General features: G+C 45.2%; 23 protein-coding genes. 14 read left to right on the top strand and 9 right to left on the bottom strand.

Annotation, left to right across the window (positions count from 1 at the left end; genetic code table 11):
* The first annotated feature begins 40 nt into the window (after nt 1-40).
* Nucleotides 41-532: a hypothetical protein gene (locus QUA27_RS06150; RefSeq protein WP_333067004.1), complete on the top strand. Its 492-nt coding sequence runs from the start codon at nt 41-43 to the stop codon at nt 530-532.
* Nucleotides 533-552: 20 nt separating this feature from the next.
* Nucleotides 553-903, top strand: a complete 351-nt coding sequence (locus QUA27_RS06145; RefSeq protein ID WP_333067003.1) for a hypothetical protein — start codon at nt 553-555, stop codon at nt 901-903.
* Nucleotides 904-976: 73 nt separating this feature from the next.
* Here QUA27_RS06145 and QUA27_RS06140 read toward each other — a convergent pair whose 3' ends face one another.
* Nucleotides 977-1,396, bottom strand: a complete 420-nt coding sequence (locus QUA27_RS06140; protein ID WP_333067002.1) for a lysozyme inhibitor LprI family protein — start codon at nt 1,394-1,396, stop codon at nt 977-979.
* Nucleotides 1,397-1,412: 16 nt separating this feature from the next.
* Entirely contained in the window at nt 1,413-1,724 is a 312-nt protein-coding gene (locus QUA27_RS06135; protein ID WP_333067001.1) for a DUF2499 domain-containing protein, read from the bottom strand.
* 391 nt (nt 1,725-2,115) lie between these two features.
* On the opposite strand from QUA27_RS06135, the gene csaB reads away from it, so the two are divergent.
* The 3 genes from csaB to trmB all read left to right on the top strand — a co-directional run bounded on the left by csaB (nt 2,116) and on the right by trmB (nt 4,678).
* Nucleotides 2,116-3,159 carry a polysaccharide pyruvyl transferase CsaB gene (gene csaB, locus QUA27_RS06130; protein WP_333067000.1) on the top strand — a complete coding sequence of 348 codons (1,044 nt, stop codon included), beginning with the start codon at nt 2,116-2,118 and terminating at the stop codon, nt 3,157-3,159.
* Nucleotides 3,160-3,175: 16 nt separating this feature from the next.
* Entirely contained in the window at nt 3,176-3,886 is a 711-nt protein-coding gene (locus QUA27_RS06125; protein WP_333066999.1) for a Uma2 family endonuclease, read from the top strand.
* Between the two features lie 159 nt (nt 3,887-4,045).
* Entirely contained in the window at nt 4,046-4,678 is a 633-nt protein-coding gene (gene trmB / locus QUA27_RS06120) for a tRNA (guanosine(46)-N7)-methyltransferase TrmB (protein WP_333066998.1), read from the top strand.
* A gap of 148 nt (nt 4,679-4,826) precedes the next feature.
* On the opposite strand, the gene QUA27_RS06115 is transcribed toward trmB, so the two are convergent.
* Nucleotides 4,827-6,287 carry a dolichyl-phosphate-mannose--protein mannosyltransferase gene (locus QUA27_RS06115; RefSeq protein ID WP_333066997.1) on the bottom strand — a complete coding sequence of 487 codons (1,461 nt, stop codon included), beginning with the start codon at nt 6,285-6,287 and terminating at the stop codon, nt 4,827-4,829.
* Nucleotides 6,288-6,652: 365 nt separating this feature from the next.
* On the opposite strand from QUA27_RS06115, the gene QUA27_RS06110 reads away from it, so the two are divergent.
* Nucleotides 6,653-10,015, top strand: a complete 3,363-nt coding sequence (locus QUA27_RS06110; protein WP_333066996.1) for a CHAT domain-containing protein — start codon at nt 6,653-6,655, stop codon at nt 10,013-10,015.
* A gap of 252 nt (nt 10,016-10,267) precedes the next feature.
* Here the strand turns inward: QUA27_RS06110 and acsF are convergent, their stop codons facing one another.
* The gene (acsF, locus tag QUA27_RS06105) at nt 10,268-11,344 is read right to left on the bottom strand and encodes a magnesium-protoporphyrin IX monomethyl ester (oxidative) cyclase (protein ID WP_333067090.1); all 1,077 of its coding nucleotides are present in this window, start codon (nt 11,342-11,344) and stop codon (nt 10,268-10,270) included.
* 425 nt (nt 11,345-11,769) lie between these two features.
* On the opposite strand from acsF, the gene QUA27_RS06100 reads away from it, so the two are divergent.
* Both QUA27_RS06100 and rpmF read left to right on the top strand, forming a co-directional pair.
* A complete protein-coding gene (locus QUA27_RS06100) occupies nt 11,770-12,246 on the top strand; it encodes a TM2 domain-containing protein (protein WP_015176602.1) in 477 nt (158 codons plus the stop codon).
* A 180-nt stretch (nt 12,247-12,426) separates the two neighbouring features.
* A complete protein-coding gene (gene rpmF, locus QUA27_RS06095) occupies nt 12,427-12,600 on the top strand; it encodes a 50S ribosomal protein L32 (RefSeq protein ID WP_006632406.1) in 174 nt (57 codons plus the stop codon).
* 42 nt (nt 12,601-12,642) lie between these two features.
* On the opposite strand, the gene queA is transcribed toward rpmF, so the two are convergent.
* Nucleotides 12,643-13,782, bottom strand: a complete 1,140-nt coding sequence (gene queA, locus QUA27_RS06090; protein ID WP_333066995.1) for a tRNA preQ1(34) S-adenosylmethionine ribosyltransferase-isomerase QueA — start codon at nt 13,780-13,782, stop codon at nt 12,643-12,645.
* Nucleotides 13,783-13,930: 148 nt separating this feature from the next.
* On the opposite strand from queA, the gene QUA27_RS06085 reads away from it, so the two are divergent.
* A complete protein-coding gene (locus QUA27_RS06085; protein ID WP_006632408.1) occupies nt 13,931-14,320 on the top strand; it encodes a hypothetical protein in 390 nt (129 codons plus the stop codon).
* 198 nt (nt 14,321-14,518) lie between these two features.
* On the opposite strand, the gene QUA27_RS06080 is transcribed toward QUA27_RS06085, so the two are convergent.
* The gene (locus QUA27_RS06080) at nt 14,519-15,112 is read right to left on the bottom strand and encodes a YraN family protein (RefSeq protein ID WP_333066994.1); all 594 of its coding nucleotides are present in this window, start codon (nt 15,110-15,112) and stop codon (nt 14,519-14,521) included.
* Between the two features lie 14 nt (nt 15,113-15,126).
* Between QUA27_RS06080 and QUA27_RS06075 the strand changes: the two genes are divergently transcribed.
* Nucleotides 15,127-15,651, top strand: coding sequence for a pentapeptide repeat-containing protein (locus tag QUA27_RS06075; RefSeq protein ID WP_333066993.1), 525 nt, complete (start codon nt 15,127-15,129; stop codon nt 15,649-15,651).
* 157 nt (nt 15,652-15,808) lie between these two features.
* On the opposite strand, the gene dnaG is transcribed toward QUA27_RS06075, so the two are convergent.
* On the bottom strand, nt 15,809-17,827 hold the full coding sequence (gene dnaG / locus QUA27_RS06070; protein WP_333066992.1) for a DNA primase: 2,019 nt from the start codon (nt 17,825-17,827) through the stop codon (nt 15,809-15,811).
* Between the two features lie 224 nt (nt 17,828-18,051).
* Between dnaG and QUA27_RS06065 the strand changes: the two genes are divergently transcribed.
* The 3 genes from QUA27_RS06065 (at nt 18,052) to QUA27_RS06055 (ending at nt 21,555) form a co-directional block, all read left to right on the top strand.
* Complete coding sequence (locus QUA27_RS06065; RefSeq protein WP_333066991.1) at nt 18,052-18,993, top strand: NAD-dependent epimerase/dehydratase family protein; 942 nt, start codon at nt 18,052-18,054, stop codon at nt 18,991-18,993.
* A 195-nt stretch (nt 18,994-19,188) separates the two neighbouring features.
* Entirely contained in the window at nt 19,189-19,326 is a 138-nt protein-coding gene (locus QUA27_RS06060; RefSeq protein ID WP_333066990.1) for a hypothetical protein, read from the top strand.
* 129 nt (nt 19,327-19,455) lie between these two features.
* Nucleotides 19,456-21,555, top strand: coding sequence for a tetratricopeptide repeat protein (locus QUA27_RS06055; RefSeq protein ID WP_333066989.1), 2,100 nt, complete (start codon nt 19,456-19,458; stop codon nt 21,553-21,555).
* 81 nt (nt 21,556-21,636) lie between these two features.
* Here QUA27_RS06055 and QUA27_RS06050 read toward each other — a convergent pair whose 3' ends face one another.
* Both QUA27_RS06050 and QUA27_RS06045 read right to left on the bottom strand, forming a co-directional pair.
* A complete protein-coding gene (locus QUA27_RS06050) occupies nt 21,637-22,374 on the bottom strand; it encodes a hypothetical protein (protein WP_333066988.1) in 738 nt (245 codons plus the stop codon).
* Nucleotides 22,371-22,697, bottom strand: a complete 327-nt coding sequence (locus QUA27_RS06045) for an MgPME-cyclase complex family protein (RefSeq protein ID WP_333042436.1) — start codon at nt 22,695-22,697, stop codon at nt 22,371-22,373. Before QUA27_RS06045 ends, QUA27_RS06050 begins: the two co-directional genes overlap by 4 nt.
* A gap of 114 nt (nt 22,698-22,811) precedes the next feature.
* Between QUA27_RS06045 and QUA27_RS06040 the strand changes: the two genes are divergently transcribed.
* On the top strand, nt 22,812-23,018 hold the full coding sequence (locus QUA27_RS06040; protein WP_333066987.1) for a hypothetical protein: 207 nt from the start codon (nt 22,812-22,814) through the stop codon (nt 23,016-23,018).
* Nucleotides 23,019-23,120: the final 102 nt, after the last annotated feature.

The raw sequence follows: 23,120 nt of genomic DNA, 5'->3' as shown, positions 1-23,120 counted from the left end.
CATTTGCTGTTATTTTTTAAGTGCCAAACAAGGTAATTAAATGCTGCACAATTATCAACTAGCTCTCGAAGAAATTCCCCCAGTGGGTCAAACTATTGGCGAGCATTTTAGCAGTTTGCCTCAAGTTGTAGCCGTAGTTTTAGCAGGTTCTCGAACAACTATAGTTACGGATGAGTCGTCGGATTTTGATTTTTACGTGTATGTTAAAGAGGATATTCCTGTTGACATACGGGAGGCGATAGCGAGACAATTTTCCGCTCCCATCGCAATCAACAATCAATTTTGGGAACCCGGGGACGAGTGGATAGATATTAACACTGGATGCGGTATAGATATTATGTACCGCAGGCCCGAATGGATCGAAGAAGAACTCGATCGCGTCCTGGTCAAACATCAAGCATCAGTAGGTGATTCAACCTGTTTTTGGTGGAACGTTCTCACCTCAGTATCATTGTATGACAGAGACGGTTGGTTTCCGCAATTTCAAGCCAATGTCGATCGACCTTATCCCGAACAACTCCGTCAACTATAATTGCCAAAAATTATCCGATTTTGCGCCACCAGATTTTTTCATTTCGCCACCAGCTAGAATCCGCTGTTTTGCGCCGCGATTTAGTAAGCATTATCCATCGAACAGCCGCGTTTTTAGGCAGTTATTTTGATATTGTTTTTGCTGTGAATTTTATCCCTCATCCGGGCGAAAAGCGCCTGGTAGAAAGGGCAACAGCTTTGTGCTCAAAATTGCCTGAAAATTTGGACAGCCAAATTCACAGTCTAACTAATTCTATTTCGTTACCTGCGGGCGAGCGACAAATTTTACATTGTCTTGATCGACTGGTTGACAGTCTCGATCGCTTGTTGATTGAGGCAGGTTTAATTGCTACTAATTCGATCGCTAAGTAGGTAAGTGCAAAAAAAACCTAGTTCCATATCCTAGGGTTAGCAGTGTGCACCTCCCTAAATAGCGATCGAACTTTTACAAACTTGCTTGTTGCAAATAACGCTCCAAGTCTTTAACCCGTTCTTGTGTCACCCTCGCTCTGCAATAACCGTAGGTAGAAGCAGCCAAAGTTCCACCTTCAAACTGCCCCATTTCATAATTGCAAGATTCATCTCTAAACTTGAGCCAACTACGCTGTGATACTATCAATCTTTGCTTTTGTTGGCTGTTGAGTTTCGGCTGAAGTTGCTGATATAGTTGATTGAGTTTTCTGTCTGCTGCCTGAAACTCTTGACTGGAACACGCATTCTGCTCCTGTGTAGTTTGAGGACTTTTGCAGTTAGGCTGTTGGGCGAGTTGCAAGGAAGTGTTGCTGGCTTTGCTGGGAAGCAAAAATCCGGCTGTTAACAACAGCGAACTCGCGGCTAATTTGACCCAAGTAGTGATTTTTTTCAAAATATTTACCTCTTTTTCAATCTTTAATTTTTTCTGGTTGAGCCGATCGCCAAATCCACCAAGCCGCCGCCCACAGAGTAAAATTGCCGATGAGAGTCATCGCCGCTTGCAGGGTAACGATCCATTCTAGGGCGGGAGAGTTGTCAAAATAGTGCCATGTACAGGCACACATAGCGCTGACGAGAGCGGGCAGCATTCCGGCGGAAAGGGCCCACCAAGCTCGGTTTTGAGTGACTTCGCCATAAGTCCAAATTAACCAGATGGCGGCAATCCACTCGACGACGCTAGAGACGTGAATAATCCAGGTGGGAATTGACAAAGCGTGCATTTTTTGTATCGTGAACGAAGATGAAAGATTTATCGATCGGGACTTACGCAACTGTCATATAAAGTATGATGAGTCAGTCGATTTTAGATTTTAGATTTTAGATTTTAGATTTACTCCACAGATGAATCTTGGAGCTTGAGCTTTGGTCTAAAATTTTAGGAGCATCCACGACTTAAGTCGGGGCTTGTACCTGTTTTGGGCTGGTCATACAATTTTAGATTAGCGATTTGAGATTTTATTAGATTTGCGCTTTTAGCTGACTGATGACGTAAAGCCTTGAAGCTTGCTGACAGTAGCATTTTTTTGGTAGTAGGATCAAATCTCAAATATCAAAAAAATCTAAAATCTAAAATAGTTAGATTCCCCATCACAAACAAACAAAAGAGTAGAAATGCGAGCAATTTTGTGCGGCTATTACGGTAAAGGCAACGGCGGCGACGAGGCGCTGTTGGCATCGCTACTGCAAATGTTACCAGATGGCGTGACGCCGATCGTCCTGTCTGGCAATCCTGTCGAGACAAATCAGCGGTACGGGGTAGCTGCGCGCGATCGCATGAATGCGTTCCAAGTTCTCGAAGCACTTCGCACCTCCGACGCGCTAATCTGGGGCGGCGGTAGTTTAATCCAAGACGCTACTAGCATAGCAAGCCCTTTCTATTATGGCGGTTTGATGGGAATAGCGCAGCGGATGGGCTTAAAAACTGTTGCCTGGGCTCAGGGAATTGGGCCTTTGAAGCGCGAAATCACTCGCAAGTTATCTCAGCGGTGTTTTGCTGGATGCACCGCCGTCAGCGTGCGGGATAAAGGTTCAGCTACTTTACTTGCAGATTGGCAAATTCCCTTTACTTTAGCGCCCGATCCGGTGTGGGCTTTGGAGAATTCTCCCGTATCTGGTTTATGGGATTTGCCAGCACCCAGAGTTGCTGTTTGTTTGCGTTCTCATTCTACACTAACTCCCGCGCGTTTGTCAATTTTAACTCAAGCTTTAGTTGACTTTCAAAAAGCAACTCGCACCTTAATTTTGCTGCTGCCTTTTCAAGCGTCTCACGACTTAGAGATTGCCCAACATTTGCACGAAGCGCTGCCCAAAAGGAGTCGCATCCTCAGTTTAGAAGACCCCAGAAAATTGAAAGGAGTGTTCCGGGGAGTCGAAATGGCGATCGGGATGCGCTACCACAGTTTAATTATGGCAGCATCCGAAGAATGCCGCTGTTTTGCCCTCAGCTACGACCCGAAAGTCAGTCAATTGATGGACGAGTTAGAAATGCCGGGATACTTATTATCAGAATTGCCAGAAGATCCTTATTTAATCAGCAAAACCTGGATCGAACACTATGCCAACGGCGACGCATTATCGCCAGACAGGATAAAATTTATAGTAGGGCGATCGCTCTTTCATCGCGAAGTATTGCAAACCGCACTCCAGCAGTCTTAGTAAGAGGTAAAATACCGTGACAGCCCCTACAGCAGACTTAAAAATTACCTGGGAAAAATTGCCAGACGACTTCATTTTAGACGAGGAACCTGTGGAAAATATCGACCAGCCCTTGCTCGCTGCTGCCTTCCGCGAAATCCTAGAAATCGCAGGGCTAATTGTAACAGGAATATTAGTTGCCCCAAACATGGCAATTTGCGCTACATTAAACGGCAAGCTAGTTATCAAAGCTCCAGATTGGTTTTATGCCCGCAACGTCCAGCCGCTTTCCAGTCAAGAAATTCGCCGCAGTTACACTCCCAACTTAGAAGGGGAAGTTCCGGCGATTGTGATGGAATTTTTGTCAGCTAATCCCAACGATGAATATTCTAGTAAACAAACTTACCCGCCTGGAAAATGGTTTTTTTACGAACAAGTACTGCGAGTTCCAATCTATGCACTTTTTGAGCCTCCGGCTGGAGTGTTAGAAGTCTACCAGTTGGGTTCATCAGGAAAGTATGAAGTACAACCACCAGATTTAAACGGCCGTTATTGGATTGAAGGGGTTGGGTTATTTCTGGGGGTTTGGCAGGGAACAAAAGCTGAAAGAACCGGATATTGGTTGCGGTGGTGGGATGAGAGCGGAGAGATGTTATTGTGGGGAGCAGAGATGGTAGAAAGGGAACGGCAGCGGGCCGATCGACTAGCTGCACAATTAAGAGCAGCAGGCATGGAACCAGAGGCCTAATGCAATAATGAGCAGTTTAAAATTGTCCCTCTGAAATTTAAGATTGCTCATTAATTAAAAAGTATTGAATAACCTCGCAAAAATCAATATTTATCTGCGTTAATCCACGTTAATCTGCCTTCATCAGCGGTTAAAAATTACATTCAGGAGACAGCAAAATTGGCAAGAGTAAGAGTGCGGGAACACGTCAATCCCCTATCAATTAGATATCAAGCATCTGCAAATCCCCCGGATTGGACTAAAATCTATGCCGACTTAAATTTACCGCTGCATTTAGATATCGGCTGCGGCAGAGGAAGGTTTTTATGGCACATGGCGCAAGTACAAACTGACTGGAATTTTCTCGGATTAGAAATTCGGGAACCGCTGGTAGAAGAAGCGAATCTTTGGCGGGACGAAAAAGGCTTGACAAATTTGCACTATTTGTTTTGCAATGCGAATAGTTCGCTAAAGCCAATTTTAGAAACTTTTCCCCCTGGTACTTTGCAGCGAGTTAGCATTCAATTTCCAGATCCGTGGTTCAAGAAAAAGCACCACAAACGGCGAGTGGTACAGCAGGAATTAGTCAACGAATTGGCAACTTATCTGGCAATTGGCGGCGAAGTTTTTATTCAGTCAGATATTGAGGAAGTAGAAAGCGAAATGTGCGATCGCTTTTCATCTCACCCTAGTTTTAAACGTCAAAACGGCGACAACTGGCTAGCAGAAAATCCCCTGCCTGTGGCTACAGAAAGAGAAATTGCTACTCTGAAACGCGGTGAACCAGTTTATCGAGCACTCTATCAAAAATAATGCTCGCTTTTGCAAACTCGCCTTGATAATAAATGTTATAACTTCCATTTTGCACCTTTGTTAGGAACAGGCAAGATGCCTGTTCCACAAAACTTAATTTTCTCGCTTCACGGGCATCTTGCCCGTTAATAAAGGAATTATTTCTAACTTACACCCAAGACGCCAGCCACATCCGAATTTTCCATTCCCACTGCGACAAAGGCAGTCCCAAATAGATAGGCATCCAGAAAAGAAAAGCACCCAAAACCAGAAAAATAATTGTTACCCCCATCCCTCGGAGTCGAGTTTGAGGGCTGTGCAGCCACCTGTCAACCCACCAAGCAAGTGCTAAAGCTGCAAACACAGAACAGCCCATATAATGGTACAAAAATATGCAGCGAGTCACCTTCATCCAAGGCAGCAAATTAGCGGCCCAATTAACTATTAAATATAACCCCAGCCACATTTCAGCAGTCGGCGGAAACAAAATCGGCCGCTGCTGTTCTATCGTGTCCACAGAAGCCTCGCTGCGCGTTTGCAGCCACACCAAAATCCGGTGAACTAAAACTCCTATTACTAGCAGTAAAGCTAAGGTTGACAGCCACCAAAGCAATGGATTTCCCATTGCGTGAACGTCAAAAATTGCCTGAGTTGCACCTTCAGGTAAAGGCGGCAAAACCGGATCTGGTTGGGCATTGCTGCTAGCAGTTTTGTAGAAATAAACTATGGGGCGCAGCATCAAAGGCCAACTGTACCACGTGGAACAGTAAGGATGTACATCTGGGCCGCTTTTAATCCGCTGGTGATAAGTCAAAATTTCTGTTTGCATCTGCCAGAAATTGGGAGTTGGATTAAAGTGCAGGTGAGGAATCCAAGAGATGCTGTAAACTAGAATAGGAATAATAGCTAGACTCAAGCAGAGTTCTATAAAATTGAGTTGAGTCAGTTTTTGTACGGGACTTTCGGCAGGAATTAGAGGTGAATCTACCTCGCGGCTTTGTTCTTCATTGCCTCTGTTACCCTGGATAAAACGTACTGCCCAAGCACAGATTAAAATTAGATAAGTACCGAAAAGGAACCATAATCCGTTCCATTTGATAGCAGCAGATGCGCCGAAATCTATTCCGGCGAGTACCAGCCAAAGCCAGCGTTTTTTGCCTTCTGTTTCTACGGCTTTTAAAATAAATAACTGACCTAAAATTCCAAATAAAACCAGATAAATGTTGTTCAGCGCGTAGCGAGACTCAACTAAAAACAGACCGTCGCAGGCGATAAATAAAGCAGCAATAAAAGCAAAGGTGCGGCGCGAAACTAACTGATAAGCCAAAACTCCCACAACTAGCGGAATAAAGGAACCCGTCAGAGCATTCAGCCAGCGGTAATCCCAAGGGGAAAGCAGGGAACCTGCCATACTGTTGACGGCTGTTTTGCCGAAGGGAAGGTGAGTGCCGATCCAAATGCCGATCGCAATTATGTACTGGCTCAGAGGCGGATGAGCGTTAAAAAAAGGAGTTTTTGTGAGATAATCGTTGGCAAATTTAGCGTAATAAACTTCGTCAAATACTAAAGTGTTAAATCGCTCTAGTTGCCAAAAGCGGAGAGTTAAGGATAGGAGGAAAACGCCGATCATTCCTAGTGAAAAAATAACATTCGATTGGTTAAAAAGTTTTTTGTTTATTTTCTTCATAAAACAGCAGCAAATAATAAATGCTAGATTTGAGGGCGATCGCTAATTTCAAATTCCTGAGTTGAGAGTAACGTAAAATATGACTTGTGCAGAAACCAAATTTTTGAGGAGAAACCGGGTTTTTTGGAAAAACCCAGTTTCTTAAACCCGGTTTCTAATAATGCTTGGAGAGTGCAGCGAGAGGCAGTAGCGACTATTGTTTCACCAAATGCTCCCGATCTAATTGGCAAGCAGGAAGGAAAAGCGCGCACCACAAGGTGCGATAGATTATGATAGCAGCTAATCATGTCTTTTTTGAGCGAGTGCTTATGAATCCCATACTTTCGATTTGGGGGCGTTGGAGCTTAGCTGTAGGTGCGACTATCCTGATGGGATCTGCCGCCGCGCCAAATCCCCAGACATTTGAAAGTTTTGCTGATTTCTGTACCAACAAAGAGAATTTGACCCCTGAAGCCAGACATACGGTGGAGGTGTTGCTATCAAAAGCAAAAACACAAGAGTGCGATCGCGCTCAAAAAACCCTGACTAATCTCACAGAACTTTCCCTGATTCGCAATCAAATAGTCGATATCAAACCATTATCAAAATTCACCAATCTGAGAAAGCTCAACCTCAGTTTAAATCAAATAACAGATGTGCAACCCTTATCTGAACTGACTAATCTGAGATTTCTCGTCCTCAATTTCAATCAAATCTCAGACGTGAAACCATTATCAGGACTGACTAATTTGACAGAGCTTTTCCTCGAAGCCAATCAAATCGTAGATGTAAAACCTTTAGCTGGATTGACTAATATAACAGGGCTGTCCCTCGCATCAAATCAAATTGTAGATGTGACACCTTTATCTAGAATGACTGAGTTAAATTTTCTTTATTTGAGTGGCAATAAAATCGCAGATGTGAAACCATTATCGGGATTGACCAATCTGATACTGCTTTTTCTAGCATCAAATCAAATCGCAGATGTCAAACCTTTAGCGGGATTGACAAATCTGACAGCCCTAGACCTCAGTAGAAATCAAATCGTAGATGCCAAACCTTTAGCGGGATTGGTAAATCTGACAACCCTGGATCTCAGTAGAAATCAAATCCCGGATGGGGAAGCCGATCGATTAATTCAGAAAAATAAACAACTATTAAATCAAAAAACAGATGAAGCCGAGCGATTGGTTCAGGAAGCTAGGCGACTATTCGCTCGCGAAACAGCACCATCTTATCAGGAGGCATTGCAAAAGTTTGATGCAGCGCGTTCCCTTTATCAAATGCTTAGAAATCGGGAGAAGGAAGCTTACACGCTGCATCAAATGGGCTTCATTACTAATAGATTAGGAGACAGACAGCAAGCCCTGAACTACTACAAGCAAGCCCTTTCTTGGAATCAGACTGTAGCCGATCGCCCTAAACAAGCCGTCATCCTCAACAATATCGGCGCCGTCTACTATGCTTTGGGAGAGAAACAGCAAGCCATCGACTACTATAAGCAAGTCCTTTCCCTTATTCGGGAAATGGGCGATCGCCCTGAAGCAAGTATCAACCTCAGCAACATCTCGAACATACCCGCAAACAGCGACACATCTTTGGGCGATCGCACTGCGGAAGCCACCACACTCAACAACATCGGCTTAGCCTACAACGATTTGGGAGAGAAACAGAAAGCAAAAGAGTATTTCAACCAAGCCCTTCCCTTATTCCGCGCTATGGGCGATCGGGCTAAGGAAGCAACTACCCTCACCAATATTGGCTTAGTCTATTCAGATTTGGGAGAAAAACAAACAGCCCTCGACTACTACAAACAAGCCCTCGATTTGAGACAAAAAGTGGGCGATCGGCGTGGACAAGCCCTCACCCTCAACAATACAGGTACTACTTACTCAGAATTGGGAAAACAGCAGGAAGCAGAAGAATATTTCAACCAAGCCCTGCCGCTGTTTCGCGCTGTGGGCGATCGTCCTGGGGAAGCTCTCACCCTCTACAATATGGCTAATATCAAAGGCGATCGAGGCAATTTAATCGCAGCCCTCACTGACATTGAAACCTCCATCAAAATCATCGAAAACCTCCGCACCAAAATTACCAACCACGAGCTCCGCATATCATACTTTGCCACCGTGCAGGACTATTACCAGTTCTACCTTGACCTGTTAATGCAACTGCACAAAACGCAACCCAAATCTGGTTATGATACTAAAGCCTTTCAAGCTAGCGAACGCTCCCGCGCCCGCACTTTATTGGAACTTCTTCAAGAAGCAAACGCCGATATTCGCCAAGGTGTCGCCCCGGAATTATTGCAGCAAGAACGCAATTTACAACAGCAACTCGATGCCTTAGAAACACGGCGAATCGAAACTATAAGCAGCCCCAATCATACCCCCGCAGAAAAAGCAGAATTAGACCAAAAACGGCAAACTTTACTAGGACAATATCAGGACATTCAAACACAAATCCGCTCCACCAGTCCCCGGTACGCCTCCCTCACCCAACCGCAACCTTTAACCCTGACCCAGATTCAACAACAAATCCTCGATGAGAATACAATTTTACTCCAGTATTCTCTAGGGAAAGAGCGCAGCTATCTGTGGGCTGTGACTAAAACCAGTATCACCAGTTATGAATTGCCCAAACAGGTTGACATCGAAAAAGCCGCCCGCAATTTCCGGGATGCTGTGACTAACCCGCGCTACCGAAACATTCCCGATCGAGTTGCTGAAGCTAACAACGCGCTCAGTCAAATTCTTTTACAGCCTATAGCAGCACAACTCGCTCAAAAACGCCTCCTGATAGTTGGCGATGGCATTCTCAATTACCTCCCCTTTGCCGCGCTCTCGCTCCCCGAAACACCCGGTAAAAATCGGAATCAGCCTTTAATTGTAGACAATGAAATTGTGCTGCTGCCTTCCGCTTCCACCTTGGGAATCTTAAGACAAAACTACAATGACAGACAACCCCCAACTCGGACTTTAGCAATTCTCGCCGATCCAGTTTTTAGCGCTGACGATCGACGAGTCAAAACCCAGTCTAATAGCGCCAATCCCCAAGAAATAGAATCAGTAAATCTCGGTTTAAGCCGCTCTAGCCGCGACAATAACATACAGTTGAGCCGTTTAAAGTTCACTCGCCAAGAAGCTCAAATCATTCAAGCGTTAGTTCCTGCCAATTCTCGCACCGAATCTTTGGATTTTGAAGCCAGCCGCGCCGTCGCAACCAGTCAGAATTTAAGCCAATATAAAATCATTCATTTTGCCACTCACGGTTTAGCGAATAGCACTAACCCGGAACTATCGGGAATTATCTTGTCACTGGTAGATGAAAAGGGCAATCCCTTAAACGGATTCCTGCGACTTACTGATATTTTCAATCTGAAGTTAGCAGCAGATTTAGTAGTGTTAAGTGCCTGTCAAACCGGATTAGGGCAGAACATTCAAGGCGAGGGGATGGTAGGATTGACACGGGGATTTATGTATGCTGGGGCTCAGCGAGTGGTGGTGAGTTTATGGAATGTGGATGATGAAGGAACAGCTACGTTAATGTCAAGTTTCTATCAGGGAATGCTGCAAAAAGGGTTAACACCAGCGGCAGCATTGAGGGCGGCGCAACTGGAAATGTTGAAGCAGGAAGAGTGGCGTTCTCCTTATTATTGGGCGGCTTTTAACCTTCAGGGGGAATGGCGATAAATTTTAGGGAAAACAGTTATGATATCAAGTGCAATTAATTGCTGATAAAACCTATACGGACATCGGGCATCGGGCTTGCCAGGAACAACAGCCAACAGTCAACTGTCTTCCTTCTTCCTTCTTCCTTCGTGCCCTTCGCGTCTTCGCGGTTCAATAAAACTAATTATTCGGGCGAGAAAGGACTAATTATACCAAAAAAAAGCGGCTCCGCTTGTCGCAGAACCGCCGTCACAGAGGATGAAAAATCAAAACTTAACGCACAGCGCCCTGTACTGAAGGTGATTCAATTGTCTTCATGAAGTACAGCTTCAACAACTGCCAGCCGTTCGACAAATACAAAGGCAATTTTTGGAATAATTGCAAGAATTTCGGAGTATTAGAAGCAACAATTGCGGTCAACTTCTGATTGTTCTTGAGGCAAACATCCAGCCGTTCATAAAACTCGGGATTGTTCACGTCGAGCATGACGGGGAATACGCGGCCTGCTGTTTCGTTGGTCTTTTTAATCACTTCGATGTCGTATTCGCGAGCATCGAGTCCGAGCGATCGATAAAAACCGGCGCGCTGGATATCATTGAGATACATTGTCGCAAACACTGACAGCAAGAAGAAACGGCACCACAGCTTAGCGCGCCAATCGTTCAACATCTGAGGCTGAGCTCTCATTACCGCATCAAAGAAATCTCCGTGGCGGTTTTCATCCTGGCACCAATTTTCAAAGAATCGGAAAATCGGATAAATCTGGTCTTCAGGATGCGCTTTTAAGTGCTGGTAAATCGTGATGTAGCGCCAATAACCGATCTTTTCGGACAAGTAAGTAGCGTAGAAAATAAACTTCGGCTTAAAGAATGTGTAACTGCGGCTCTTTGTCAAGAAACCCAAATCCAGGGACAAATTAAAGTCGGACAGCGCTTTGTTGAGGAATCCGGCGTGCCGCGCTTCGTCCCGCGACATCAGGTTGAAACCCTCCGCCAGCACTGGATTTTTGTCTTTGAGCCTGCGTCCCAATTCTTTGTAAAGCAAGAACCCAGAAAACTCAGCGGTGCAAGAGCGTTCCAGAAACTCAATGAACAACTGGCGTTTTTCGCCGTCAATGTGATCCCAAGATTGAGCGAACTCCTCATCCCGCACGAAGTGGTTTTTGTTGTAGTCAACGCGGAACTCTTGGATAATTGCTTCTAGTTCGGCTTCATTTACCGAGATGTCCATTTTGGCCATCTCGTCAAAATCTGTTGTGTAAAATCTCGGCGTGAGAATAGTTTCTTTGGCTGGGGTTTTCACTCCCGGCCGCAGTTCTTCAAAAGTGGGTTTTTTGAGGGAATCTACCATATGTTTATTGGATTTCTGCTTATAACTACTCGCTTGTTTCAATTGTCGGGTACTGCGGGCGATCGCGCTCGTGTATGTCCGGCCAGCGCTGGCGGCGCGCTTGCTTTGGCGCTCCGTGTGGAATCTAGGTCTAAGCTGCTGTAATTTCCACGCCCTCCAGTTTACCAAGCTCTCGCCCCCGGAAATATGTTGCTGGCGTTAAGAATTGCTACGCAGAATTACTCAGTGGGTATGGGGCATGGGGCATGGGGCATGGAGAATTGGGCGTGGGGCATGGGAAATTGGGGAATTGGTAGTAAATAACGAATAACTTCGGACAATGCACAAGTATCTGGTGGTGTCAAACTGTTCAAACACCAGATAGACAGTACAAAATGTATAAAGGGACTCCAATTCTTAGAATAATCAGGCAGGACGGTCAGAAAATGAGCAATTTAGGTGTTAGTTACCTTTTATGGGCAGCTTGTTTTTTCGGCCCATTCGGACTCCACCGCCTCTACAACGGCAAGATTGGTACGGGTTTGCTGTGGCTGTTTACCTTTGGTTTGTTTGGGTTTGGGCAATTGTTTGACTTGCTGCTGCTGCCGAACATGGTGGACGAACACAATGCCAGTCTCAGGGGCAAACTCGGCGTATCTCGCGAAGGTATACCGCTATATCCCAGCAGCGGGGCGATCGCCGCGACATATCCCAAGCAAACTCCAGACCAGTTAGGGGTTAAACTCCTGAAGGCAGCTTATACCAAGAACGGAAGATTATCTGTCACCCAAGGGGTGATGGCAACCGGCGCTACTTTTGCCGAAGTGGAAGAGGCTTTCACGGCAATGCTCAAAACAGGTTATGTGAGTATCGAGAACGATGCCGTAACTGGCGTCGTGATCTACCACTTTCACGAACTTTAGCTGCTGCGGGTGCGTTACCTAGGGGATTTTGTCTATTTTTCCAGAAGCTAATCGCTGACGCACCCTACTAGTTGATATTACTGACCGAGCAGTTGTTGCGGTTTTTCGAGTAAGCATTGCCGGCAAAATCGGCTAGAATGTTTGTTTGTCTATATAAGCAAGCAGAAAGTATTTAGCGTCATGGCAGTCCCTAAGAAGAAAACCTCCAAATCCAAGAAGAATATGCGTAAGGCCACATGGAAGCGCAAAGCTGTAGTGGCAGCTCAGAAAGCTCTTTCTCTGGGCAAATCTGTTCTGACTGGGCGTTCCAACAGCTTCGTGTATCCCGGCAATGAAGAAGAGGAGGAAGAATAGAAACGGAATACCGGGCATGGGGCGAACCCGATGCCCGATCGATCAATCCTTTTTTGCTGTTGGTAAAATCAGCATGGCATCGCCAAAGGAATAAAAGCGGTACTGTTGCTCGATCGCTTCTCGGTACAAATCCAACAGCCGAGGCCTTCCAATCATCGCACTTATCATCATCATCAAAGTAGAGCGGGGCAAGTGAAAATTGGTAATCATCCCCTCTACAACCCGCCACTTGTAGCCCGGGTAGATAAACAAATTGGTCGCGCCACAAAAAGGTTGCAAGGAAAAATCGCCACTCGCGGCGGCGGCTCCCTCTAGAGCTCGCACTGCTGTGGTACCCACGGCAATGATCCGCCCGCCTCGGGCTTGAGTTTCCCGGATTTTCTCAACAGTGGCGGGGGGTACTTCCACCCATTCGCCGTGCATTTTGTGAGCCGTCACGTCTGCCACCTCCACCGGGCGAAACGTCCCTACTCCGACGTGTAAGGTGACAAAAGTTTTTTCTATTCCCCGCTGTTCCAAGCGGCTGAACAATTCTTCGGTGAAGTGCAGGCCTGCTGTGGGGGCAGCCACGGCCCCAAGCCTCTCGGCATAAACAGTCTGGTACTGTTCCGCTGAAGCTTGGGAATTTTCGATGTAGGGTGGCAGAGGTACATGGCCGTATTCGTCCAAAAACTTCGCCAGATTCTCATCTGTGGGGATGTCAAACTCCAACAGCCGTCCCCCTGTTGCGTCGTCCCTCTCTATAACTGTTGCAGTCAATCGACGACGATCGGGCTTAGTGGCATCGGGAAGGCAACAGCAAGGAGCTGTGGTCGAGTTGTCACAGCCAGGGGCGATGGGATCAAACTCAATTTTTGCTCCCAACTTTAAGCGTTTCCCCGGTTTAACCAAAGCCAGCCAGCAGTTGTGCTGCCGTTCTTCCATCAACAATATCTCCACAGCCGGGCCGTTGGGTTTGTGGCCGTAGAGCCTCGCTGGCAGCACGCGGGTGTTGTTGAGTACCAGCAAGTCTCCCGGTTGCAGCAAATCGGGTAAATCCCGGAAAATCCGGTGTTGGTGGCTGCTGGGAGAATCTACAGCCAGCAAGCGAGAACTGTCCCTCGGCACTACGGGATTTTGGGCAATGCGTGAGGGCGGAAGTTCGTAGTCGTAGCCGTCCAAAGACCAGTCCATCTCTGTCATCGAGTGAATTCCTGTGCGATCGATCTGTCAACTGGGTAACAAATTGGGTAAAAACCCCCATCCAAAGTCGGGTGCTTTTCCCCTTGTGGTCGCGGGTATAGCCCGCGAGGATAGAGGTGTAGCATCAGCTTTGCTCATAAGGATCGTTATGGAATACCTCTACTACATCGCCAATACTAGCCTTACTCTGAGAGTCGTGGATTACCTACGCACGGCTCATCATCTTCCCTTGCAATTTATCACTGTTATTCACCAAATTGACGGCTGGGTGGTAAAGGTGAAAATGAGCCAATATTTAACTCCAGAAATGCACGGGGATTTTCGGGCTTTTATGAACGAACTCGGGATTCCTTACGATCCTGAAATTCGCTTGCAAATGGCGCTTTGGAGTTTGGAAACCGGACAGTCACCCCTGAGCGTGATGCGCCGCTACCAGGTGGCAGTGGTTTGTCACGGCAGCCCTGACCGCAAAGAAATTGAAGCGTTTCGCCAGCAGTTTGTCAAGGGTCTGGGATATTGCCCGGAAACTCTGGCCTAGATTGCTACGCATATAAATTAACTGTGATGACAGAACAGGAGAGGGAGAGAAGGGGAAAGCGGGAGAAGATTTAACGCTTTTTTCAGCTCAGTTAAAGCTCAAGAGAGAAAAGCGCGACAGCCTAGGAAAGTTAACAATTAAAAATTACCTAGTGGTATTGCTTTGAGATTTTACCCTCTAAATTTTAATTATATATTTTTAATTGCTAAAAGCCGAGGGAATGTATTCTTGCAGGGTGAGTCGATAGTTTCCTGCAACGGCGGATTGAGAGTTCGCTGCTGTTAATGCTGGTAATATTTGCTTGGTGTTTTGTTGTGAAGGTTCGCACCTGACTAAGGCGACATCAAAGCGACAATAATTATTGGCTAAATCTGGATGAGTGCTTAAAAATATTTCGGCTGTTTGCCAAAGTTTGGCTTGTTTTGTGCTAGTAACAGCCAACATTCCACCAGCATCCCAATTTCCCCGGCCGCGAGTTTTTACCTCTACAAATGCTAATGTTGGGGATGTGTGATTGGGAAAGCCTCGGTTTTTTGCGCTTTCTTCATCTCTTCCGAGTGCGATGATGTCAATCTCTCCCCAGCGACAGTGCCACTGCCGGTGCAAAATTTCCCAACCTTGCTGCTGCAACCACTCGGCGACTAAGTTTTCTCCCAATGTGCCGATATCCCTAGAGTTTGGGGATTGGGGGGAATTGGAGTTAGCCGTCGCTAACGGGCGATTCCCTACGGGATAGCTAAGCTTGACGCGCTTTCTGGTAGAATTCAATTCTGAACTGTCACGACTGCTCATTAGCTTGAACTTGTATGATGATTTCTCGAATTCGCCAACATGGCAAAAATATTTATACTTTCTTGCTGAGTTTTGTTATTTTAGCAGTAATTGCGGCTGGGGCGATCGGTATTAATCCCGCACCTGCTTTCGCTTTGGATCACGACAAAGAAATCCTAGTCGGCGCTGATTTTACTGGGCAAGTTCTGACTGACGACAGCTTTAATAAAGCCAATCTTCGCAACAGCAATTTTACTAATGCAGATTTGCGGGGCGTCAGCTTTTTTGCGGCCAATATGGAAGAAGCAAATTTAGAAGGCGCTAATTTCACGGGTGCGACTTTAGATTTGGCTCGCATGATGAAAGCAAATTTAACTAATGCTATCCTTGAGGGTGCTTTCGCTTACAATACCAGGCTGGAAGGAGCTATCATTGACGGTGCAGATTTTACTGAGACCCTGCTGCGAGACGATATGATAGAAAAACTTTGTAAAGTGGCAAAAGGTACTAATCCCGTGACGGGTAGAGATACTCGCGAAACTCTTTTTTGCGACTATTAAAAGCCTCGTTGAATAAAGTAATAAAGTCATTAGTACAAACCTGTTTGTACTAATGACTTTATTAATTAAATCAGTTGAAAAAATGTAACTGCTGGTAAACATCAAACCTATACCGAACGAGTCATCCGCAATCTAAAATCTCAAATCTAAAAGGGTATTAGCCCCAAGGTACGGATGTTAAATCGTAAAAATTAACTTGACGCAGCCGCTCTAATTCCTTGAGCCATTCTTGTTCGGCACAGAAGAGTTGATGATATTCTATAGCCTCTTCGCCACTGCTAGCGGCCTTGGCTTTTTCCCACATATTAAGTGCAATCCGGCGCCGCTTCATGCTAATAATTTGCTCGATACAGGCGAGGGCAGATCTAATGACTAGAGGGGCGCGATAAACGTTTCTTTCTGAGAACTCATTTAAGTGAAATAAATGCGAAATTTGATGGAATTGATTGGGATATTCAATGAAGCTATCTTGCAATTTTAATATTAACTCTGAAGGCGCTACTTGTAAAGACATTTTGTGCAATATTTCTGCATTCACAATCTGATGCCACAAAAATCTGTGGTGAGAAAGGCTAAACTGCACGTCTCTAGCTTCTATTGCTTCTCTGACATCTTGGCGATATTCGGGACAGTGCAAATAAATCTGCAATAATTGCGCTTCTGCTTCTTCTAAAAGACTGCGCGCTACGGCAGATAAGCTGGATTTTGAGTTTTTGTTTTCGCCACTGGCACGCTGCTTTTTATATTGTTTGTTCGGCTTCAGCTTGTTTCTAATTAACAGGGGCATTGTTAAAGATTCGTCTTGACCCTGCCGCTTGGTCCAATCGCTGACTACTTGATTGAGCAAGTTTTCAGCAATCATTTTTGTGAGTCTAAAATCTCCTTTACTCAGAATCTCGGCGCATTTTTGCAGGTAATGTGCTAGCTGATTGTCGTCAGTGATATTGGTTAATAAATTAATGATTTTTTTGGTGACTTGCTGGGAAGTATCGGCTTGCTTTAAATTTTGATTGACGAGCATTTGTTGCAGTTGCCAGTCGATCCACAACGGAGCATTTTCGAGCAATTCTCGATATTGTTCTGGGGAGTACGTTTTGAGGTATTCGTCGGCATCTTTGCCGTCGGGAATATTGAGCACCCGCAGTTGCACTTCTCCTTGATAAGCGAGTTTTTCTATTTCTCCAATAGCGCGTTCTGCTGCTTGAGTTCCTGCTTTGTCGGCGTCGAAGTTGAGGATAATTTGTTTGGAGTCAGTGTACCGCAATAACTGCCGCACTTGGTTTAAACTTAACGCTGTGCCGAGGGAAGCGACGGCGTTGGAGATGCCGGCGGCGTGAAGTGCGATCGCATCAAAGTACCCTTCTACCACCACTGCGCGATCGGCTTTGCTAATGGCTGTTTTCGCTGTATCTAAGGCGAATAAAGTTTTGCCTTTGTCGAAGAGTTCTGTTTCGGGAGAATTGAGGTATTTCGGCTGTTCGTCGCCGAGAGCTCTGCCGCCGAAACCGATGACTCTGCCTTGGGTGTCGCGAATGGGAATCATAATGCGATTGCGGAAGCGATCGTAATAACCGCTGCCGCCATTTTTTCGGGGTACAATTAATCCAGCTTGTTCGACTAATTGGGCCGGATAGTTTTTCTGTTCTACTAAATAACTGTAAAGTGCTTCCCAACCTTGGGGTGCATAACCTAATTGAAATTGTTGGATAGTTTCTTCGCTTAGCTGGCGCTCTGATTTGAGATATGCTAAGGGTTCTTCTCCTTGGGTTTGCCGCAAAGCGTGTTCGTAAAAGTTGGCTGTTAGTGCTGAGATTTCATATAGTTGTTCCCGCAGAGAAATTTGCCGCTGCAATTCTTGTCGGTGTTCGGGTTCGACAGTTTTGACCGCGACTTGATAATTTTTAGCTAATTCTAATACTACTTCGCTGAAAGGGCGTTTCTCCAGTTCCATGAGAAACTTAAAAGCATTGCCGCCTGCACCGCAGCCGAAACAATAATACATTTGTTTGCCTGGACTGACGGTAAAGCTGGGAGATTTTTCATCGTGAAAAGGACACAAACCTACAAATTCTTTGCCGCGTTTTCGCAACACGACGCGACCGGAAATGACATCTACTATGTCTGCTCTTTGTTTAACTTCTTCGATTGTTTCTGGATGCAGCCGGGGAACTTGCATAGGGTTATTTTATGCCAATTAAAGTTATGTTTATTGTGAGCGCTCGCACTTTAGTAAAGCACAAAAATGACATTTAGGATTTGCACATAAAAACTCAAGCGTTCCGGTTTTTCGTAGCAGGGCTGATCGCTGTTAATATGTGTTTTATTAAAAAAAATGGTTTCTCCGTAAGGCATAACTTTATTGTAAGATGTTTACACTAACTGTAAGGAGCATCGAAAATAATGCGAATTTTAATGATGGGCGGTACTCGGTTTATCGGGGTTTATCTTACTAAGATTCTAGCAGCACAAGGACATGAAGTGGTGTTGTTTAACCGGGGCAACAAGCCTGTACCGGTTGCGGGGGTAAAACAGATTCAGGGCGATCGCACAAATGTCGAACAATTGCAAGAAAAGTTATCGACGGTCGAGTTTGACGCTGTTTTTGACAACAACGGCCGCGAACTCAGCGATACAAAGCCTTTAGCTGAAATATTTAAAGGGCGGGTGCAGCACTTTGTTTACATGAGCTCTGCGGGGGTTTATTTGAAGTCGGATCAAATGCCTCATATCGAAGGGGACGCTACCGATCCTAAAAGCCGGCATTTGGGTAAATGCGAAACCGAAAATTACTTGGCCGCATCGGGTTTGCCTTGGACTTCGATTCGCCCGACTTACATTTACGGCCCCCAAAATTATAACGATTTAGAGGCTTGGTTTTTCGATCGCATTGTGCGCGATCGACCGATTCCTATTCCCGGTAACGGAATGCACTTCACGCAGTTGGGGCACTGTCAGGATTTGGCTAAAGCAATGGCGGCGGTTTTGGGCAACTCTAGGGCAATCGGGCAAATTTACAACGTTTCGGGCGATCGATTTGTCACCTTTGACGGTTTAGCACGCGCCTGCATTCAAGCCGCAGGCAAATCCCTTGATGCTATTAAGATTGTACACTACGATCCGAAACAATTTGACTTCGGCAAAAAGAAAGCTTTTCCGATGCGATTGCAGCATTTTTTTGCTTCAGTTAATAAAGCTGTCACCGATCTTAACTGGCAGCCGGAATTTGACTTACTTTCTGGATTGAAAGATTCTTTTCAGAATGATTATGTAGTTTCGGGACGGGACAAAGCTGAAATAGATTTTTCAGTCGATGATGAAATTTTGAAATCGGTTCAAAGTTAAGTTAGAGTGGGAGCATCCCCATGTCAGCAAAAATCTAGAACCCCACCCTAACCCTCCCCTTACTAAGGGGAGGGAACAAGAAAGAAAGCAAACAGACTGTCACAGTAAAGTTCGCACCGCGCGCCTGACATCAAAACTAAAAATAGCTACTTAGAGGCGATCGCAAAACTCAACAACGACACGTCTGTTGTAATTATGGAAATTCAAGTTATAAATCGGCAGGCATTAGACCAGCTAGCTTTGTACAAGACAGCAAAAACTGATGGAACTCAATTAATGATTGAAGAACTGCACAAAGGATTTCATCCTAAAATTGATTTTATTAAAATTTAAACTCCCCAGTGGCGGTTCGACCAATTAAAAAAATTAGAGAGGCCATGTTAGAATTTTCAAATGCGGAAGATGTGACAGCTTGGTTGGAAGCTAATTCTCCAAACGACTAGGAAATATTAGGTGAATTTCATGCTTGGAATAACACTCGGCAATCGCTACAGTATTATCCGTCACTTGGGAGGCGGCGGATTTGCTCAAACTTATTTAGCTGAAGATAAGCAGCTACCAGGCAATCACCTCTGCGTCGTCAAGCAGCTTAAACCTCACGCAACCGATCCGGAAACTCTAAAGGTAGCAAGACGTTTATTCGATACCGAAGCCCAAGTTTTGTACAAGTTGGGAAATCACGATCGCATTCCCAGACTTTTTGCTTTTTTTGAAGAGAATCAAGAGTTCTATCTCGTTCAAGAATTTATAGAAGGTCACGATTTAGGTCAAGAAATTACGGCCGCTTCCCCTGGAAATGCGGGAATCATGCAGGAAGATCAAGTCATTTGTATATTGCAAGAACTTCTGGAAATTTTAGATTTCGTACACCAGCAAAATGTGATTCACCGCGATGTAAATCCACGCAATATCCTCCGCCGAGATAGAGACGGAAAATTAGTTTTAATTGACTTCGGCGCAGTCAAAGAAATTACTACTCAAATCACCAGTCCTCAGATCAAAAATAGCTTGAGTGTGAGCATCGGTACTCCCGGTTATATGCCCAGCGAACAAGCTCACGGCAACCCGAAACTCAGCAGCGATATCTATGCCGCAGGTGCGATCGCAATTCAGTTCCTCACTGGCATAAATCCTCACCAAATGCCAAAAGACCCCGATACAGAGGAAATTATTTGGCAGGACAAAACATCAGTCAGTCCTGAATTTGCGAAGATTTTAGATAAGATGGTAAAGTACGATTTTCGGCAACGTTATTCTAGTGCCGGCGAAACGCTGCAAGCTATTAAAGAATTGAAAAATTATTTCAGCGGTACAGTTCCTGTATTGCCTCCGGTTGCTGCTGCGAATAAGCCTGTAAAATCCCGAAAAAAACTCTATTTAAAAATATTGTCAATCGCCAGTTTAATAGGCGTCACTATCTTAGCATCAATTTATGGTGTAAATACTTTTAATGCGGCAAATGCAACTGACCTATATAACCGAGGCAATACTCTTTACAATTTAAGCCGCTTTGAAGAAGCTCTGGCAGCTTACGAGCGAGCAATAACTCTCAGGCCGGACTACGCGGAAGTTTGGCAGGAAAAAGCCAAAACTTTATATGAATTGAAAAAATATCGAGAATCGCAGTCAGCTTATGATAAAGCCATAGAATTAAAGCCGGAATACCTGGAAGCTTGGACGGGACGCGGTTATGCTTTGGAGAAGTTGCAACAGTCTCAAGAGGCGATCGCATCTTTTGATAACGCTTTGAAAATCCAGCCAGACTATGCCGCCGCGTGGGAAGGCAGAGGCGATACTCTGTTAGATTCGCAGCGGTACGAAGAAGCGATCGCCTCCTACGAAAAAGCGGTACAATTTCAGCCCAACTTGTACCGTGCTTGGTACAATCGGGGACAAGCTTACCAAAAATTAAAAGAGTACGATCGAGCCGTAGAATCCTATCAAAAAGCAGTTGAAATTAAATTCGATAATTTTGAAGCTTGGTATAACTTAGGCAATGTTTTCCTAGAATTAAACAAAAATAAAGAAGCTTTTGAAGCCTACGAAAAAGCCGTGCGGTTTCAGCCAAATTTTTATCAAGCCTGGTACAGTAAAGGCATCGCTTTGCTAAAAATGCGCCGACATGAAGAAGCGGTAGAAGCTTACGAAAAAGCTGTTAAATTAAAACCGGATTATTATCAAGCGTGGTACAATTTAGGTTGGTCGTACCACGAATTACGCAAGTACGAACAAGCAATTGAGTGTTATAACAGAGCCTTAGATTTAAATCCGAAAGAATATCAGGTGTGGTACAATAGAGGAAATGCTCAGTACAATTTGAATCGGTACGAAGATGCGCTAGTGTCTTACAACGAAGCCGTTTATGTCAAGCAAGACTACTCCGAAGCCTGGTACAGCCGCGGTAATGCACTTGTAGCGGTAAAAAGATACGAAGATGCGATCGCCTCCTATGACAAAGCAATTCGCTACAAACCGGATTACGGAGCGGCAATGGAAGCAAAAAAGCGGGCAGAAATTCAGCTAGGAAGCAGCCCGCTAGAATCCAAACAACAACAACAATAATTGTTATTAGTCCCCCTCTGCTAGGACTTTGGGTGTAGTAGTGATTTCACCATGCCAATAATCGTGGGGGTAGATTATCTTTTAGCGAACAGCGGGAGCAATTACGGTAACTCGGCGGCTGTCTACTAACATCGGCCAAAAACCTCGATCGCTCAATGTTTTTACTGCCGCAGTAGCGGCGTTTTGATCCGTTGTATAAGCGACGAATAAAAAGGGACGCTGGCCGTAGGAAGCTAACCCTACTTGCGTACCTAATGCTTGCCTGACTTCGGCGGCTAATTCAGGTTGATTGAAGTAATCTACTAACACTGCATAACCAGGCCCCAGGGGTTGGGGATTGAAGGCAAGATTGCCGCTTGGAGGATTAGTGATTTGTTCAGAACCTGGTGCTGGCTGAGGGTTGTAGACTGGCAAATTTTGGGGTAGTGCCGCTGCGGGCGATCGTACTACGTAAGCTTGCAATCCGACAACTTCTTCGATGTATTTAACCCAATCGCTGGCGATTTGCGAGTCCCGAAAGCCACCCACTCGCGTCACCGTGTCATTAATGTACCGACAAACTGTGTTGTTAGTATTTCCAGGGAAAGAGCGTTTTGCTCTTTCTTGCTGTTCGGGTGTTGGGGTGACAATTAACAGTAGATATTCATCGGACTGGGGCGGCTTGCAGCCCGACTGAGCTTTAACAGAACTCGATAAAATTGTCAATACCAAAAGGGCGATCGAGGTAGCAGAAAATAGGGGGAGAGACAAAATAAATTTGTACAATTTACCCCTAGTTATTGTTAGTTGTTTTGTCGGATATTTTGCTATTTTGTTCATGCTGTCTGTAGGGATGCAAGGGCATCGGGAATAGTTGCTGATGGTGCTTGAAATTCACCTGTCAGTACATATTCTAATCGCAGTTTCAACCAGGTGATGAAGACAGGATCGGTAGAAATAATAGCGGCGGCTGGCTGAGGGCATTTTGCTTTAACTTCTGCCATTGTCGGTGCTTCTAGGAAAGCAGGCTGTTTGACCAACCAGAAGTCTATTTGTTTTTCTTGTTCGTTGTAGTTGCGAGTTCTTTCTTTAAACACTTCATCTAGGGCTTCTTCTTCTAGCAAAAAGCGTTGGCTGGCTAAAACGTAGTAGTAGGTTTGCATTTTTCTGGGTTGTTAGGGGTTGACGGTTAGCGGTTAATGCCGCCTGTATCTGCCAGTTTTGCTGGCCAGGGGCGGGTTTGCCGAGTTGCGGTTGTTGGAGAGTTCTAGACTCTTGTGCCGTTTACTTTACCTTATTTGCTGTCATCTTGGGTAGATGCAGAGCAACTCGCCTCAGAAAAATCGTTGGTGGCGACAGTTGAGGGAGTTGTGAGAGTTGGGAGAATTACTGGTTTTTTGGGGATTTGGGTGATTATTTTTCGGGCTGGTGATTTTCGGGAAAATTTAGGTGACAATAGGAAATTAGATGGAATTGCAGGTTGAATAATTACTAATTATTGAGGTAAACAGGGGGCTGTTAAACCGGGTTGGGAGTGGTTTGCACATGAAAATACTTCAGACAGTTTTTGATTGCTAACCCTAAAA

The organism is Microcoleus harperi Pol14_C6, from assembly GCF_036701295.1.
Classification (GTDB): domain Bacteria; phylum Cyanobacteriota; class Cyanobacteriia; order Cyanobacteriales; family Microcoleaceae; genus Microcoleus.
Note: the sequence above shows the minus strand (reverse complement) of the source record. Positions and strands in the feature narration are given on the sequence as shown.